Source organism: Gemmatimonadota bacterium (assembly GCA_040882465.1).
In the GTDB taxonomy this organism is placed as follows: domain Bacteria; phylum Gemmatimonadota; class Gemmatimonadetes; order Longimicrobiales; family Gaopeijiaceae; genus JBBEBG01.
In genome coordinates, this window is sequence record JBBEBG010000036.1 from 164,667 (window position 1) to 179,145 (window position 14,479).

At 66.9% G+C, this 14,479-nt stretch carries 12 protein-coding genes; 1 reads left to right on the plus strand and 11 read right to left on the minus strand.

What is annotated here, in order from left to right; genetic code table 11:
- The first annotated feature begins 168 nt into the window (after window positions 1-168).
- Window positions 169-2,019 carry a SurA N-terminal domain-containing protein gene (locus WEG36_13745; GenBank protein ID MEX1258672.1) on the plus strand — a complete coding sequence of 617 codons (1,851 nt, stop codon included), beginning with the start codon at window positions 169-171 and terminating at the stop codon, window positions 2,017-2,019.
- A gap of 24 nt (window positions 2,020-2,043) precedes the next feature.
- Here the strand turns inward: WEG36_13745 and WEG36_13750 are convergent, their stop codons facing one another.
- The 11 genes from WEG36_13750 to WEG36_13800 all read right to left on the minus strand — a co-directional run bounded on the left by WEG36_13750 (window position 2,044) and on the right by WEG36_13800 (window position 14,312).
- Complete coding sequence (locus WEG36_13750; protein ID MEX1258673.1) at window positions 2,044-2,319, minus strand: twin-arginine translocase TatA/TatE family subunit; 276 nt, start codon at window positions 2,317-2,319, stop codon at window positions 2,044-2,046.
- Between the two features lie 56 nt (window positions 2,320-2,375).
- The gene (locus WEG36_13755) at window positions 2,376-2,669 is read right to left on the minus strand and encodes a hypothetical protein (protein MEX1258674.1); all 294 of its coding nucleotides are present in this window, start codon (window positions 2,667-2,669) and stop codon (window positions 2,376-2,378) included.
- Between the two features lie 118 nt (window positions 2,670-2,787).
- A complete protein-coding gene (locus WEG36_13760; GenBank protein ID MEX1258675.1) occupies window positions 2,788-3,732 on the minus strand; it encodes a polyprenyl synthetase family protein in 945 nt (314 codons plus the stop codon).
- A 100-nt stretch (window positions 3,733-3,832) separates the two neighbouring features.
- Window positions 3,833-5,881: a tetratricopeptide repeat protein gene (locus WEG36_13765; protein ID MEX1258676.1), complete on the minus strand. Its 2,049-nt coding sequence runs from the start codon at window positions 5,879-5,881 to the stop codon at window positions 3,833-3,835.
- Complete coding sequence (gene ftcD / locus WEG36_13770; protein ID MEX1258677.1) at window positions 5,878-6,927, minus strand: glutamate formimidoyltransferase; 1,050 nt, start codon at window positions 6,925-6,927, stop codon at window positions 5,878-5,880. The genes WEG36_13765 and ftcD overlap by 4 nt, the downstream gene beginning before the upstream one ends.
- 76 nt (window positions 6,928-7,003) lie before the next feature.
- A complete protein-coding gene (locus WEG36_13775) occupies window positions 7,004-8,146 on the minus strand; it encodes a hypothetical protein (protein ID MEX1258678.1) in 1,143 nt (380 codons plus the stop codon).
- Window positions 8,147-8,324: 178 nt separating this feature from the next.
- The gene (locus tag WEG36_13780; GenBank protein MEX1258679.1) at window positions 8,325-11,324 is read right to left on the minus strand and encodes a putative LPS assembly protein LptD; all 3,000 of its coding nucleotides are present in this window, start codon (window positions 11,322-11,324) and stop codon (window positions 8,325-8,327) included.
- The gene (gene tatC, locus WEG36_13785) at window positions 11,321-12,166 is read right to left on the minus strand and encodes a twin-arginine translocase subunit TatC (protein MEX1258680.1); all 846 of its coding nucleotides are present in this window, start codon (window positions 12,164-12,166) and stop codon (window positions 11,321-11,323) included. Before tatC ends, WEG36_13780 begins: the two co-directional genes overlap by 4 nt.
- Window positions 12,167-12,188: 22 nt before the next feature.
- Window positions 12,189-12,686, minus strand: a complete 498-nt coding sequence (nrdR, locus tag WEG36_13790; protein MEX1258681.1) for a transcriptional regulator NrdR — start codon at window positions 12,684-12,686, stop codon at window positions 12,189-12,191.
- An 81-nt stretch (window positions 12,687-12,767) separates the two neighbouring features.
- Window positions 12,768-13,586 (minus strand): tetratricopeptide repeat protein, encoded by an 819-nt coding sequence (locus tag WEG36_13795; protein MEX1258682.1) that lies wholly within the window; start codon window positions 13,584-13,586, stop codon window positions 12,768-12,770.
- A gap of 144 nt (window positions 13,587-13,730) precedes the next feature.
- Window positions 13,731-14,312 carry an OmpA family protein gene (locus WEG36_13800; GenBank protein ID MEX1258683.1) on the minus strand — a complete coding sequence of 194 codons (582 nt, stop codon included), beginning with the start codon at window positions 14,310-14,312 and terminating at the stop codon, window positions 13,731-13,733.
- Between the last annotated feature and the right edge of the window lie 167 nt (window positions 14,313-14,479).

The window sequence follows — 14,479 nt, forward strand, 5'->3', positions numbered from 1 at the left end:
GAACCTCGGGCCCCGGGGCGGGTCGGAATCTGGTTGAGCGCCCCGTGGAAACGGGTTACGTTTCGGCCCGTTTCCCCGGGATCTCCGGGGGGCCTTCGGGCCCTCATCCGGGCGCGGGGGCGCGCCGGCACCCCTCCCGCGCGAGTCCACCTTCGAGGAGTTCGCCGTATGCTGATGCGGCAGATGCGCCAGAACACGAAGATCATCATGATCCTCGTGGCCTTCGCGTTCGTGGCGCTGATGGTCTTCGAGTGGGGGATGGACGTGAGCGGGCGCTCAGTGGGTGGAGACCTGGGGAGAGTCGGGCGCACGCCGGTTTCGGTGCAGGCCTACCAGAACGTTTACCAGACGCTTTACGACCAGGTCGCGCGCTCCCAGTCGGGGCCGGTTTCCACAGCGCAGAACCGGGAGATCGAGGATACGGCGTGGAACGAGGTCGTGAACGACATCCTCATCCGAAACGAGCTGGAGCGCCGTGGAATCCGGGTGAGCGACGAGGAGATCCTCGCCCGGGCCCAGAACGACCCGCCGCCGCAGTTCCGGAGCGATCCGGCCTTTCAGAACGCGGCGGGCCAGTTCGACCTCGCCCTCTACCGCCAATATATCAGCCAGCAGGCTCAGAACCCGGGTTTCCTCCTGAGCCTCGAGGAATACTACCGGCAAACGATCCCGAGGGAGAAGCTCGCTTTCCAGGTCACCGCCGGCATTTTCGTCTCCGACCGGGAGCTCTGGGAGCGCTGGAAGGCCTCCCGGGAGTCGGTCGAAGTCACCGCCCTCCTGATCGACCCCGTCACACATGTCCCCGACGCCGCGGTTACGGTCACCGAAGAGGAGATCTCTCGTTATTACCGGGCGAACGCGGACGAATTCGCGGTTCCGGGGCGGGCCCAGGTGCGTTACACCTTCCTCGACATCCGCCCCACCGCCGCGGACACCACCGCCGCACGCGATCGAATCCTCACCTTGCGGGAGGAAATCCTCGGGGGAACGCCCTTCGCGGAGGTGGCGGAACGGGAGAGTGACGACGTGGGCTCGGCGATGAGCGGCGGCGACATGGGGTCCTGGGCCCGGGGAGAGCTTCTCCCCCAGCTCGACTCTGCCGCCTTTTCACTCCCCGTGGGAGAAGTGAGCGAGCCGGTGCTGACCACGGCGGGAGTTCACCTCCTCGAGGTCATTTCGCGCGAGGAGGACCAGGCCGAGCTTCGCCACATCCTGATCGAGGTGGTCCGAACCGACGAATCGGAGATCGCGCTCTTCACCCAAGCCGACTCCCTGGAGACACTGGGCGAGCGGCGCAGCTTGGCGGAGGCTGCCGCGGCCTTCGGGCTCGATGTGCTCACGGGAGAGATCACGGAGGAGTCGGCCACGCTCGCGGGGGTCGGGAACGCGGCTGAAGGGCAGGACTGGATCTTCCTCGACGCGGAAGGCGGAGGCGCTGTCAGCCCCCTCTTCGAAAGCCCCGACGCCTTTTACATGCTGGAGATCGTCTCTCTCGCCCCGGCCGGCACTCTCACCGTCGCCGAGGCATCGAGCCGGATCGAGGCGGACATCCGGGCGGAGCGGAAGCTCGAACTCGCGATGAACGAGGCGCGCGGCTGGGCGACCGAACTCCGAAACGGAGCCATCAGTCTCGAGGAACTCGCGGCCCGGCTGGGGCGTCCGGTGGTCCACGAGGGCCCGTTCGCTCGAACCACGATCGTGCCGAATTTGGGGCAGTCCACGCCGGCAATCGGGGCCGCTTTCGGCGCCCCCGTCGGCGAGATCGCGGGGCCGGTCATCGCCGGGAACCGGATCGCCATCCTGCGCGTCGAGGCACGCACGGAGGCCGACCGAGAGGCCTGGGAGGCCCAGAAGGACGTTCAGCGTTCGGAGGTCACGCTCCAGATCGAGCAGGAGCGGCTCGGAAAGTGGATCGAGGGGCTCCGCGAGACCATCCGCATCGTGGACAACCGCGAGGCATACTTCAGAGCCGCCGAAGAAATGCAGGCGAACATGCCGTTCGGCGGTCTGGGATACTGACCGGCCGAGCCGAGAACTCCGGCTTTACTGGCTCGTCGTCAGGCGCCGGGGCTCCCCACCGTTCCCCCCCTCTTCCTCCGCTTCCTTGGCGCGAGCCTGCGGCTGCGCCTGCTGCGGGCGGCCCTTCTCCTGCTCCGGCGGGAGTTTCAGCTCGCCTTCGATCTCACGGAGCGAGCCCTTGAACTCTCGGATTCCCTTCCCCAGGGACGCCCCGATCTCGGGGAGCCGCTTCGCGCCGAAGAGAAGGAGCACGATGACGAAGAGGAAGATGAGCTCCCACATCCCGATTCCGCTGAACATGGCCTTCGGTCCTCCAGTGGTGGCTTAGATGGCCTCGGAATCCGGCCCTTACGGCCTCAGATCCACGAGCGGGCGACCAGGAGCACCAGCCCGATCCCCACCAGGGTGAGCACGTTGATCGTCAGGGCCACGGGGCCCAGCGTGATGGCGACGGCGACCAGATCGAGGTGAAGGGGGCCGACCGACGCGGAGACCGATGTCGTGAAGAAGTCGCGCGCCGCGCTCTCGGGGAGGAATCGCTCGGAAAGCTCCGTGAAGAGCCCGCCGAGAAAAAGTCCGAGGATCAGGCTCCAAGCCACACGGGAGGCGGTGCGGCTCCGGTTGTCGAGGAGCATGCTCAGCGTCACCACCTCCACCCGGGTCTCGAGCCCCTCTCGGTCGTCTCCCCCATCTCCGATCTACTTAATCTAACCAATTGGACGGCCTCGCGCCGATGTGCGCCAGGGGTCGAAAGGGTTGCGGCCAGGCTCATCGGGACCGTTCGACGGCGTACCCGATCGCCGCCTGGAGGGCATCCCGGGCCTCCCCCCGCTCGGGAACCTCGGCGAGCGCCGCCCCGGCGATCTCGGCGTAGTGGCGCGCCCGCTCCCGTGCATATTCAAGCCCCCCGGCAGTCCGGACCAGTTCCACGATAGCGGAGATCTCCTCATCGGAAGGCTCGACCTGGGTGAAAAAGCTCCGCACCCGCTCCCGGTCGTCGGGGCCGCATCGGCGGAGGGCCTCCACGAGAGGGAGGGTCACCTTCCGCTCCCGGAGATCGTGCCCAACCGGCTTCCCCGTACGTTCCTCGCTCCCCTCGTAATCGAGGAGGTCGTCCGCGATCTGGAAAGCCATGCCGAGAGCCTCCCCGTATCGCCGGTAGGGTTCCCGGTACCCCTCGATCCCGACGAGCGCCCCGATCTCGCAGGACGCGCCCATGAGCGAAGCAGTCTTGCACGAGATCAGACGGTAGTAGTCCTCTTCGGTGAAGTCGAGCGCGTCGAAGGAAACGAGCTGGCGAAGCTCCCCGACGCTCATCTCGTTCGAGGCCGCCGCAAGCGCCCGGATCGCATCGAGCCGCCCCACCCGCGTGAGCTCCAGGACCGAACGCGAATAAAGGAAGTCCCCCGCGATGATCGCGACCTGGTGGTTCCAGAGCTGATTGACCGTCGGAAGCCCGCGGCGGAGGACCGAATGATCCACGGCGTCATCGTGAACGAGCGTCGCGAGATGCACGAGCTCCACGACCGCGGCGAGGGGGAGGGCGTCCTCGTGGGGACGGTCCCCGACCTGGCTCGTGAGGAGGAGGAGGGTGGGGCGAAAAAACTTGCCGCGCATCTTGAGGAGGTAGTCGTTCACCTCCTCCTGGATCTCGAAGTCCGAGTGGATGATCCGGCGGATCTCCTCGACGACGCCGTCGAGCCGTTCCCGCACGGGCTCCTGGATACGTGCAAGCCTCGAAGGCGCACGGAGGGGAGCGGAGGGAGCTTCGTTCATGGCCGGCCGGCCCGCGACGGTTGGACCCGACCGGACGTCACCGGAGGTCCCTGAGGCGATCCGTCACATCCTTGAAGTTGATGTCGAGTGCGAAGATTCTCTCGTAGAACTCCTTCGCGGAATCGGTGTTCCCCACCACCTCGTGCGAGTTCCCCAAGCAGTAGTAGATCCCGAGGAGGTCGTCCTCGACCTGGATCGGGAGGCGGAGGCCGCGCTCGAGCGTCCGGATCGCCGCCTGAGGTTCTCCCTTTTCGAGGAAACACTGGCCGAGGACCTCGAAGGCGGCGAGGTTCGCGGGATCCGCGCGGAGCGCTTGCTGGAACTCGCCGATCGCTTCCTCCATCAGCCCCATCTCCTTATAGGCGGTCCCAAGATCGTAGTGCGCCTTGGCGTCATCCACGGAGAGATTTTCCGCGACTTTCGCCTTGAACTGCTGGAGAGTGCGCTTGAAGTCCGCGTCTTCGTCCGCGGAGGGAGCGTCGGCGGGAACGACCCAGCGGGTCGTTTCCTCTCCCTTTTCGTCGAGGACGAGAGCCCCGAGGTCCACGTAATCGCCCGATGGAGGAGACGCGGGCGGGGCTCCCTTCGCCGGCGGCGAAGTCTCCGCCCGCGGTTGCGCGGCCTTCGTGGGCGGCGGCGCCTGGCGCGGCGTGATTTCGGCCAGGAGGGCACCGGCCCGTTCGTGGCCGGGGGCGAGTTTCACGATGCGTTCGAGGACCGCACGGGCGTGATCCGTGTCGCCTGTGCCGTGAAGAGCGGAGGCCAACTCCATGAAGGCATCCAGGAGGAGGTCCTGATCCCCGGTCATATGGGCGTATTCGACCACGCGCTGGCGAAGATCGAGCCTCGTTGGCTGGAGGATGAGGAGCTCCTCGGCGACCTGCATCGCGGCCCTTGGGTCGCCTCCGGCGGCGTATGCCTGGTGCGCACGGTGGAGTGCGTCACCCCCTTCCACCTCGTTGCCCCCTTCGAGGAGCTCGCGGGCGAGAAGAAGCCAACCCTCCCCGTCCGCCGGATCGCTCGCCACACGCTCGCGGAGCGCGGGCACCAGGTCCGGAAGTTCCAGAGCGGCCTCGGCCTCCCACGACTCCGGCCCCTCCTCATAGTCTTCGGCATCTTCGTGGGTGCCGACGAGCTCCGCCGCGTCCGCGGTCAGAAAGGGGAGAGGCGAAGAGTCTTCCTCCGGCTCGATCTCCGCTTCGGCGGAGACCAGGTCGTCGTCCCACTCGCGCGGGACTTCGGATTCCGCCTCCGTCTCCGCTCCGGAGGCGAACTCGGCTTCCGCATCGGTCCTGAACATGTCGTGCGCGGGTTCCAGGCCCGAGACCGGCGCGGCTTCATCCTCACGCGCGGCTGCTTCCGGCTCCGCCTCCCCTCCGAGCGCGGTGGTTTCAAAGCCGGCCAGTCCTGCGGCCTCGTCGCGCGGCACCTCCTCGAACTCCGGCGTAGCGGGGAAAGGACCGTCGGCGTCGGGAAGGGGCTGGTCGGGCGCGAGCTCGCGCAGCCGGTCGAGAATGCGACTCGCGTTCTCCTCATCGCCCGCGCGGGCATGGATCCGGTATGCTTCCTTCAGGCGGGCGAGCGCATCGTCCAAGCGCTCATGCCGGAGGAGGCGATCCGCCAGGAGCTCGCGCGTCTCGGCATCGTCCCTCGCCGCCGCGATGAGCTCCTCGAGCGCGGCGATGGCTTCCTCGGATTTCCCCTTCGCCTGCATCATCTCCGCGTAGGTGAGGAAGTTCTGCCGCGCATCCACGACCAGCCCCTGAGACGCACGAATCCTTGCCATCCGGAGGAAGGCATCGGGACGCCGGGGATCGTTGCGGATGATCTTCCGGCAGACGGCGATGGCGTTGTTCGGAAGACCCGCGTCGAGGTAGAGCGAGATGGCCTGGTTGTAGCTGCTCACCGCGCCGAGCACGTCCCCGAGCCGGAGCTGGAGGTCGCCGACGCGATTGTGGAGCGCAATTTCCGGCTCGTCTTCGTCCGCCTGGCGTTCGATCGCCTGGAGGTAGAGCTCGAGAGCCTTTCCCCACTCCTCGCGCTGCTCAAAACGGCGCGCCTCTTCCTTCAGTGCATCGGTCTTCATGGCTCCAAGTCCCGGAATCTTCGGTTCGAGAGGGCCCGCACGAGTCGATTCACGGCGTCCGATACCTCTGCGGGAAGCACACTCCGATGCGGAAGGACGGAACGCTCGAGGAGATCCACTTCGCGCGCGACCCGGTCCGTCACATGGTTCAGCAGCCGGTGTTCGAGGACACGGTCCATTCCCGGTCCCCGCAGCGTCAGGCGATCGGCTCCCGCCTCCAACAGGAGACGGTCGGGAATGAGCCCCACCACCTCCGTCTCCACGATCCTTCCACCCCACTCCACGACCCGGGTCTCGACGGCCTCAAAGACCTCGAAGGGACTCCGGCGCGCGACGTCCTCGAAGTTCATCGAGATCTGCATCAACGCTTGCGGGCCCCGAACGAAACCGAGGGCGCGAAGGCCCGGAAAGCCGCCCGACTTCTCCCGCAGGCTTCGGGCCAACTCTTCGAGGGCATCGCGGGACAGTCCCTCGACCTCGACGTTCCAGGCCAACAGAAGGGGTCGAGCCCCCACGCAGACGGCCCCGGCGGAGGGATGCGCTCCGGCATGGCTCCACCCCTGCGGAAGGAGGTCGGGCCGCCGCCCCTCGGGAAACCCCCTGGCCAACGATTCGAATCCCCCGCGTCGCAGCTCGGCCAGCCGCCGCCCCGGCGGTTCCGAGGACTCTCCGTAAAAATAGACCGGCAGGCCGACCTCGGCGGCGAGCCGCTCCCCCACGCGCCGGGCCGAGGCTCGGGCCTCATCCATGGTGAGACCGACGAGTGGAACGAGGGGGAGGACGTCGAGCGCCCCGATCCGGGGGTGAACCCCCCGGTGCTCCCTCAGGTCGATCGCCTCCACGGCGAGCTCGGCGAGGGCCACCGCGGATTCCTCGACGACGTCGGGCGGTCCCACGAACGTGATCACGGCCCGGTTATGATCCGCGTCGGCCGACGCGTCCAACACGTCCGCACCCCGGTCCTCGGCGGCTCGAATCAAGCGATCGAGAAGGGGTCGGTCCCGTCCCGCGCTGAAGTTGGGCACCGCCTCCAGCACAGGTATCATGGTCGGGAAGATAGCCCGGGGCGGATGGGGGCACAAGCCAAGCACCCCAAGGGTTTCCGGGTGATCGCACGCTCGGTCAGGGCGCCGGCGGAGCGAGGTTCAGGTTACCCGGCTGGAGCTGGAAGGCCCAGTCGAAGACCGCGAAGGCTCCCTCGTTCGCGAACCCCACGTGCGTGACACGGACCACACCGTACCGGAAGCTGTTCCCCTCCTGCACGCGCAGCACGTAGCTCCGCTCCGGGGCGAGCCCCACCGGCGCGGACACGTACCCGGTCGAGGGCGCCGCCGGGAAGTCCACGCACCCCGGGTCGGCCGCGGGCCCACACCGGAGGGCGGTCGTGATCCTCTCCTGAGGATGCACCTGCGCCGTGGGTCCCGGAACGAGGAACCACCCGTCCAAGTCGGCCTCGAGCCGGAAGTGGCGACTCGCGTCGGTTCCATGAACAATTGGGTCGTCCTGATCGTTGACCTGAAACCGGAAGCCCGATTCCTCCGGCACGTCTTCGAAGGCGAAGAGGAACTCGCCCTGGAAGTCGGGTCTCGGCGTGGCCTGCGCCAGCGTGCTCCCCTGGCTCTCGTGCCCGACGTTGTCCACCGCCGTCACGAAGTACCCGTAGGTGTCTCCGTTCTGGACGAGGAGGTCGAGGAATCCTTCGGAGTCCGTCTCCCCGATCAACGTCCCGGAGGTCCCGTTGTGAAAGTAGACCCGGTAGAAGGCGAAGTCGTCGGCCGATCGGCTCTGCGTGTCCCAGGTCAGGAAGATCGCGCGGTCGAGCGCGATCGCTTCGAAGCTGCCCGGGGTGGGAGGAGGTGTCGGAGTAGGGACGAGGACCTCGATGGCCACGTCGGAGGGCGTTTCGGTCCCACCGGGGCCCACGGCCGCCACGTAGTATTGGTAGGTCACGTTGGGGAGGATGTTCACGTCCCGGTACGAACAGAGGCCGTTCGAGCAGTTCGTGACCTCCGCGATCAGAAAATAGTTCGGATCGTTGACCCTCTTTCCGAAGATTCTGAAGGGCTCGCCATCCCAATCCGAGGCCAGCTCCCAGGAGAGGTGGACCGCGAGGTTGTAGTAGAAGGCGTCGAAGTCGAGGGGAGGCGCCGGGGCATTGCCCGGACCCAAGGTTCCGCCGGATTCGCACCCGAACAGGCCGAGGGAGAGGAGGATGGCCAGAATCGTCGTTCGGACGCTGCGTGCGCCGCCCGCGCGGTCTCCCATGTCGTGCTCCTTCCGTTCGGGATGCGGCGGAGGGGCCCCGCGGGATCGGGACCCGGGCCACATTCGTCCATCCCAGGAGCAGGACCCATGCCGCCGCCGAAAAGGGCCACCCTGCGCGATTTCCCGGGATCGAGGTGGGATCGGGTCGCAAAGATGTGTCCCCTCAGGGGGACATGCTTCAGAGGCCCGACCCCTGCCCTTCCAAGCTCCTTTGCTCGAAGTCGAAGCGAAGGTCCTGATTTGCGCGAAGCGCAACCTCGAACTGGAAGGACCAGTTTCCCGTAATCGTCTGGCGGAAGCTGAAATTCGCCTCCCACTCGTGCAGGTCGCGGGTCAGCCGGACGACATGGTCATTAAACCGCCTCTCTTCCACGTCATAAGAGGTCCTCCAGTCCACCGTCCAGTTCTCGGAAGGCGCGAAGGAGATCTGCGCGGAGAGTGTCTGGAAGCGGTCACCGGCCCCGACGGCGGTCGGGCGAGGTCGCTGGAGGGAATATTGGAGTGTGGCATCCCATCCCTCCCTGCGTGGCCGCTCATCCATCTCCCCGACCCCTCCCGGAATCACCCGGTTCGCGTCGAATCCGGCCCGTTCGCCTGGGGCCTCCTCCGGCTCCTCGGGAAGCGGCGCTTCCGCCTCGGGGGGCAAAGTCGCCGGAATCCGGAGAAGCCTGCGGAGAAGGGTTACCAGACCGGAACGCTCGTTCAAGCCGAAGCCGAGGCTGACCTGTGAGAGGTGTGGGTCGAAGCGCCGGGCCCCGCCCTCCTCCGCTCGTTGGAAATCATCGAAGAGGGAGTGAGAGAAGGAGAGGCTGAGCCCGCGCAGGTAGTCGGAGCTGATCGTGTTCGAGAGAGTCGTCGTAGTAAAGCCGTCCAGAAAACGCCCGGTGGAATCCGCCACGATCTTGTCGTAGCTGAGCGCGCTGGTGTTCAGAGCGAGGAGGGTCACGACCCGCGAAGGCGGCAGGCGGCCCGGGCCTCCGTCGTCGCCGGTCTGAGGGAGGGGCGCGTCCCCCTGGATCACCTCCAGCTCTTCGGCCACCAGGAGCCCCGCCTCGACTTCGGCCCCCGGCGGCGCGTCTCCGGCGGTCGTGTCGGCGACGATCGGCAGCCCCGCGACACCCGCGACCGGCGCCACGTCCGTCCCTTCGCGCGCCTTCGCCTCCCAGGTCTGGTTGATGCTGACTCCGTAGACGTTCTGAACTCGTGCGAATCCGCCCCCGAAGACCCTCTCCTGCAACTCCGTGGGCTCCACCTCCGGCGAATACGACCAGGTGATCGCGGGGGTGATCTTATGCCTGAGCGTCTCGAAGGGCCCGAAGCCCGGATAAAATCCGTAGAAGTCGCTCTGGAGGGTGACGCCTATCCGGGTCCGAAGCGGCGCCTCGACGAATCGGGTCGCCTCCGCGATCGAGTCCACCCTGAGCATCTGCCCGTCAAGGGAGAGGTTTGGAGTCAGCGTCGTGGAACCGATGAGGCGTTGGAGATAGGAGAGGGACGCGGACCAGTTGAGATCGGCGGAACGGAATTCGCCGAAGCTTTCGGACCCGGCGGGGAAGAACTCGCCGGGTACGTTGCCGAAGACGATTTCCGACGCCTGAAGGGATCCCGAGAGCGAGAGATCGCCCACTCTCATGCTCCCACGCGCGCTTCCCTGCGTGCGCACGTTGGAGGTCTGCGAGAAGCTGAACTCGGCCTCCGGGTCGAGTCCGCGCTCCACTTTCCGCTGGCTCCAGCTCGTCGAGCCCGTGACGCCGATGTTGTTGTACCAACGGGCCGTCTGCGGTGGCGCGCCGAGCAAGGTGAGGGTCGAGAGGGAAAAACTTCCGGAGGGAAGGGTGAGCTCCGTTCGATCCTCATTCAGATACTGCCTGCGGCTAGCGCCCAGTGTCAGGTTCCCGAAGTCGAAACGCCGCGAGACGCTCACGTCCGAATCCACGGTCTGGTTGATCTCTCTCGGGTCCAGCGAGTTCTGCAGGAGAAACTCGGAGCTGGAGATGAAGCTCGCCCCACCGCGCACGTTCGTCCGTTCGGTCGGACGCCAATCGTTCGACGTGTTGAGCCCGAGCTCGCGGCGCCCACTCACTCCCCAATAGTGCTTCACGTTCAGCGATCCCGTGAGGAAGTGCCGGTTCCAGGCGTAGTTCATCCCGGTCTGGACCGCCGTGTAATTATTCGAGTACCAATCGAGCGCGAGGGTCACATCGGAGTAGTCGCTCATCGACCAGTAGAACCCGAGGTTCGAGAGCCGTCGGTTGTAGCCCGACGACGTCCGGACGATGTCGTTCATCGAAAAGACCGGCGTGAGGAGCCCGCTCGACCGTCCCCGCTCGAGATTCTGGAAGATGAAGGGGAGCCAGAGCACCGGGACGTCCTCGATATACATGCGAACCGGCCACGCCACGAGAATGCTGTTGCTCACCATCTTGAGCTCTGACGCCTCGAAGTACGAATGCGGATTCGCGAGATCGCAAGAGGTAAAGCGCGCGGAGCTCGCGAAGAGAAGCCCCGACTCCACCGAATCGAGATCTCCCTGCACGATCCAGCGCGCGCCCTCATCGTAGGTCGTCCGAGCGTCCCTCGCGGTTCCTCGGTTCGCGGCGACGTCGTAGATCAGAACCGCGCTCTGGACCGGCGCACCCACTGCGGGAACGAAGTCGGTGCGGCCCGCGGTCCGGATCCGCTCGACCGTGTCGTCGTAGGTGATCGAGGAATCCGCCTCGAGGCGATTTCCGTCCCCCGAGAAGGTCGCGCGACGTTCTTCGGTCCCCTGTAGGACGAGGCGCCGCGAGGGGGCGGAGAAATCCGCCCGGTCGCCGCTGTAACTGGCCGAGCTGAAGCCCTCGACGCGGAGGAGCGCCTCCATGATCGAGTCGGCTCCGAGGGGGAGTTCCGCGGGGATGCGCGGCTGGACGACCACGACCGCGGGGACCGTGGGGTCGGCTCCCGGCTCCACCGCCGCCGAGTCGGGCGGAACGCTATCCCCTTCCACGGGAGCTCCCACCTCCCGCCGTCCGCGGAGCCGGTCGAGCACGACGTTTCGGAGCGAATCCGCGCGCACCGCGGCCGCAGAGGGCGCGGCGGGTTCCTGCGCCTTAAGCTCGCCCGGGCGCGCGGCAAAGCTCACGACGACGAGGGCGGCCAGAGCCGGCGCTGGAAGGCGCATGGATCGCGCGGTCACGAGTTGTCCCAGGGCCCCCGGATCCCCACCGCGCCCGTGGGCGGCTCCTCCACGGGGAGGAGTCGGTTTTCCGTCTCGCCCCGCTCCCGCCGCCGCTGGATCGCCGCGGAAAGGAAGATGCTGATCTCGTAAAGGAAGAGCATCGGAATAGTCATCAGGACCGAAGACGCGACATCGCCCCCCGGGGTGAGGACGACCGCAGCAGCCGCAATGATGACGATGGCGTGGCGCCGTTTCTCCCGCATGAACTTTGGAGTCATGAGCCCCAGCGCGGAGAGGATCATGATGACCACCGGAAGCTCGAAGGCCACCCCGAAGGCGATCAGAAGCTTGGTCACGAAGCTGAGATAGGCGCCGACCTCGTAGATCGGGTCGAGGTAGTCCTGCTGGAAACCGGCCAGGAACTTGAGCGCGACCGGGAGGACCGCGAAGTAGGCGGCCGCGACTCCCGTCATGAAGAGAATGAGGCCGAAGTACAGGCTCGGGACGATGACTCGTTTCTCCTCCCTCGTGAGCCCGGGGGAGAGGAAGGCCCAGACCTGGTGGACCACGATCGGGAAGGCGAGGGTGAGCCCGACAACGAGCGCGAGCTTCAGCGTCACCATGAAGGGAGTGAGGGGACTCAGGGCCGCGAGCCCGTTGTCGCCCAGCAGCGGGCGCACCGGGCGAATGAGGAGGTCCATCACCCCGAAGCGCTGGACGATCACCCACCCCAGGATCGCGCCGATGACGATCGCGGCGACGGACTTGAGGATCCGCCACCGCAACTCTTCCAGGTGATCCAGGAAGGGCATCTCCCCCGCCTTCTTCCCGGCTCGGCTGAACAGGCCTTTCAACGACATTCACGCCCCTCGATTCCCCACATCAAAGCGGAAGCTCCGACTGGTGCTCGCGCTCGAGCTCCATCCGCGCCTTCTCTTTCAGCTCCACCACGAAGTTCTGGAACTCGTCCTCGTCTTGGAAGTCCCTGTAGACCGACGCGAATCGAACGTACGCCACGCGGTCGAGAGGCTTGAGCGCCTCCATCACCATCTCGCCGATGGATTGGCTCGGGACCTCGAGCCCGGCCTGCTTGGACAGGAGGTCTTCGACTGCGTCCACCAGCTCGTCGATCCGCTCCATGGAAACGGGCCGCTTCGCGCAGGCCGTCTGGATCGCGCGGAGGAGCTTGCCGCGGTCGAACTCCTCCGAGCTTCCATCCCTCTTGAGAACCTGAATGGGGCGAGCTTCGACGTACTCGTAGGTCGTGAAGCGAAAGGCACACTCGAGGCATTCGCGGCGCCTGCGGACGGCTCGCCCACCGCGGCTCGTGCGGGTATCCACCACCCGGTTCCGGTCCGAGTCGCATCGTGGGCAGCGCATGGGAGGGGCGGTCTGCGGTGAGTCCGGTCGGCCGCGGACCCGCGGGGGCGGGGGGCGGCCGGTTCGGTGCGGTGGGCGGCGTTACCTCAGGTTCCGAAGCGCGTCCGCAGCGAGCGCCGCGGAGGGGCTCTCCGGCCACGTGTTCACCACCCGTTCGTAGAGAGTGCGCGCCTCCTCGCGGTTTCCCAGGTCGCGGTAGAGATTCGCCGCCCGGTAGAGGGCGTTCGGGACCGTCTGCGCCGAGGGATGATACTCCGCAATTTCCAGAAATCCGGCGAGCGCCCCTTCCCGGTCGCCCTCCTGCTCGAGAATGTCGGCGAGGTAGAATCGCGCCTCCGGCGCGAGTGGATCGTTCGGGAAGCGGCTCACGATGTCCTGGAACCCCATCCGCGCTGCCGTCAGGCCCCCCGTGTTGCGCTGGCCCACGGCCGCCGTGAAGATCTCGCCGGCGGAGCCCCCTCCTCCTCCCGCGTCCCCCGTGGGGAAGCCCCCCCCGGCACCGAAAGCGGCGGCGGCCCGGTCGCGGTCGAGCTGGTCCCGCATCCGCGCGAGCTCCTGTTGGGAAAGCCCCGCGAGCTCCTGCGTGCGGAGGAGCTGGTCCTCCACGATCATGATCCGCCGTAGCGTCTCAGCGCGGAAGTCTTGGATCCCCCTCTGGAGCGCGCGGAGCGAATCCGACTGCGCCTCTTGTTCGGCCTGGATGTCGCGGAGAATCGCGTTTTGTTGGGCCGAGAGTTCCAGGATGCTCTCCCGGAGGTCGCGCACGTCCGCCTTCGTCGCACAGGCGGAGAGGGCGAAGAGGGCCGGGATCGCGAGGAGGGAGAACGGACGGCGGCGCGGAGGGGCTCCGCACCGGACGGGCTCGAACGGACTCCCGTGCGGTTGGGCGGTGTGGACCATGATCCCCTGCTGGGTTGGGGCGGCCCACGCCGGTGCACGAGGGCCGGCACTCGATCGGAAGCGGCACCTGCCGGGGGCTACCCCGGCCGGGGGACGCGAGGTCCGCCCGGCCGGTTGGCCCCGCAAGAAACGACCGGAGGTCGGCTAGTTCCCCGGATTGATCTGGTCGCCGCCCGCGAAGATGATGAACTCGGCGCGGCGGTTTTGCCCCCAAGCGGATTCGTTGCTCTGGTTCACGAGGGGCCGCTCCTCCCCGAAGGAGGTGGTCTGGAAGCGGCTCGCCGCGAGACCCTGTTGGACGAAGAAGTCCACGACCGCCTGCGCGCGCCGGTTGCCGAGCGCGAGGTTGTACTCGACCGATCCCCGCTCGTCGGCATGCCCTTCGATCCGGAGCTGGACTTGGGGGCTCGCCCGAAGGATCGCAACCTTCTGGCGGAGAACGCCTTCCGCATCCGAACGGAGCGCCGCCTCGTCGTAGTCGAAGTGGACTCTCTGCTCGAGGATCGCGCGGGCGTTCGCCAACCCGGCCATTCGCTCGGCCTCCAAGCGCTGCCGCTCGGCCTCGGCCGCCCGCACCGAGTCCTCGTACGCGCGGAGCGAATCGAGGTTGGGCCCGGCCTCCTGCATCGGCTCTGGAGCGGGTGGCGGAGGCGGCTCGCTCCCGCACGCGGCGAGCGTCAGCCCCGCGAGAATCGCGAAGGCGAGAAGGGATCTGCGATGCATCATCCAGGCTCCTTAAAGAAGTTGTTTCACGGGATCCAGCGGGTCCAAACGCTCAGGTCGAAATTGGACGCTTCAACATCCGGACGAACCAATCTGTCATATACGAGATGCGTGTGCCCCACGCAACGTTAGGGCCTGCCTTTCAGCCGCTCCCCACTTCCCCGCCTCCG

Coding starts and splice junctions, on each gene's coding strand:
- WEG36_13745 (MEX1258672.1), top strand. CDS start 169: ATGCTGATGCGGCAGATGCGCCAGAACACGAAGATCATCATGATCCTC.
- WEG36_13750 (MEX1258673.1), bottom strand. CDS start 2,319: ATGTTCAGCGGAATCGGGATGTGGGAGCTCATCTTCCTCTTCGTCATC.
- WEG36_13765 (MEX1258676.1), bottom strand. CDS start 5,881: ATGAAGACCGATGCACTGAAGGAAGAGGCGCGCCGTTTTGAGCAGCGC.
- ftcD (MEX1258677.1), bottom strand. CDS start 6,927: ATGATACCTGTGCTGGAGGCGGTGCCCAACTTCAGCGCGGGACGGGAC.
- WEG36_13775 (MEX1258678.1), bottom strand. CDS start 8,146: ATGGGAGACCGCGCGGGCGGCGCACGCAGCGTCCGAACGACGATTCTG.
- tatC (MEX1258680.1), bottom strand. CDS start 12,166: ATGTCGTTGAAAGGCCTGTTCAGCCGAGCCGGGAAGAAGGCGGGGGAG.
- nrdR (MEX1258681.1), bottom strand. CDS start 12,686: ATGCGCTGCCCACGATGCGACTCGGACCGGAACCGGGTGGTGGATACC.
- WEG36_13795 (MEX1258682.1), bottom strand. CDS start 13,586: ATGGTCCACACCGCCCAACCGCACGGGAGTCCGTTCGAGCCCGTCCGG.
- WEG36_13800 (MEX1258683.1), bottom strand. CDS start 14,312: ATGATGCATCGCAGATCCCTTCTCGCCTTCGCGATTCTCGCGGGGCTG.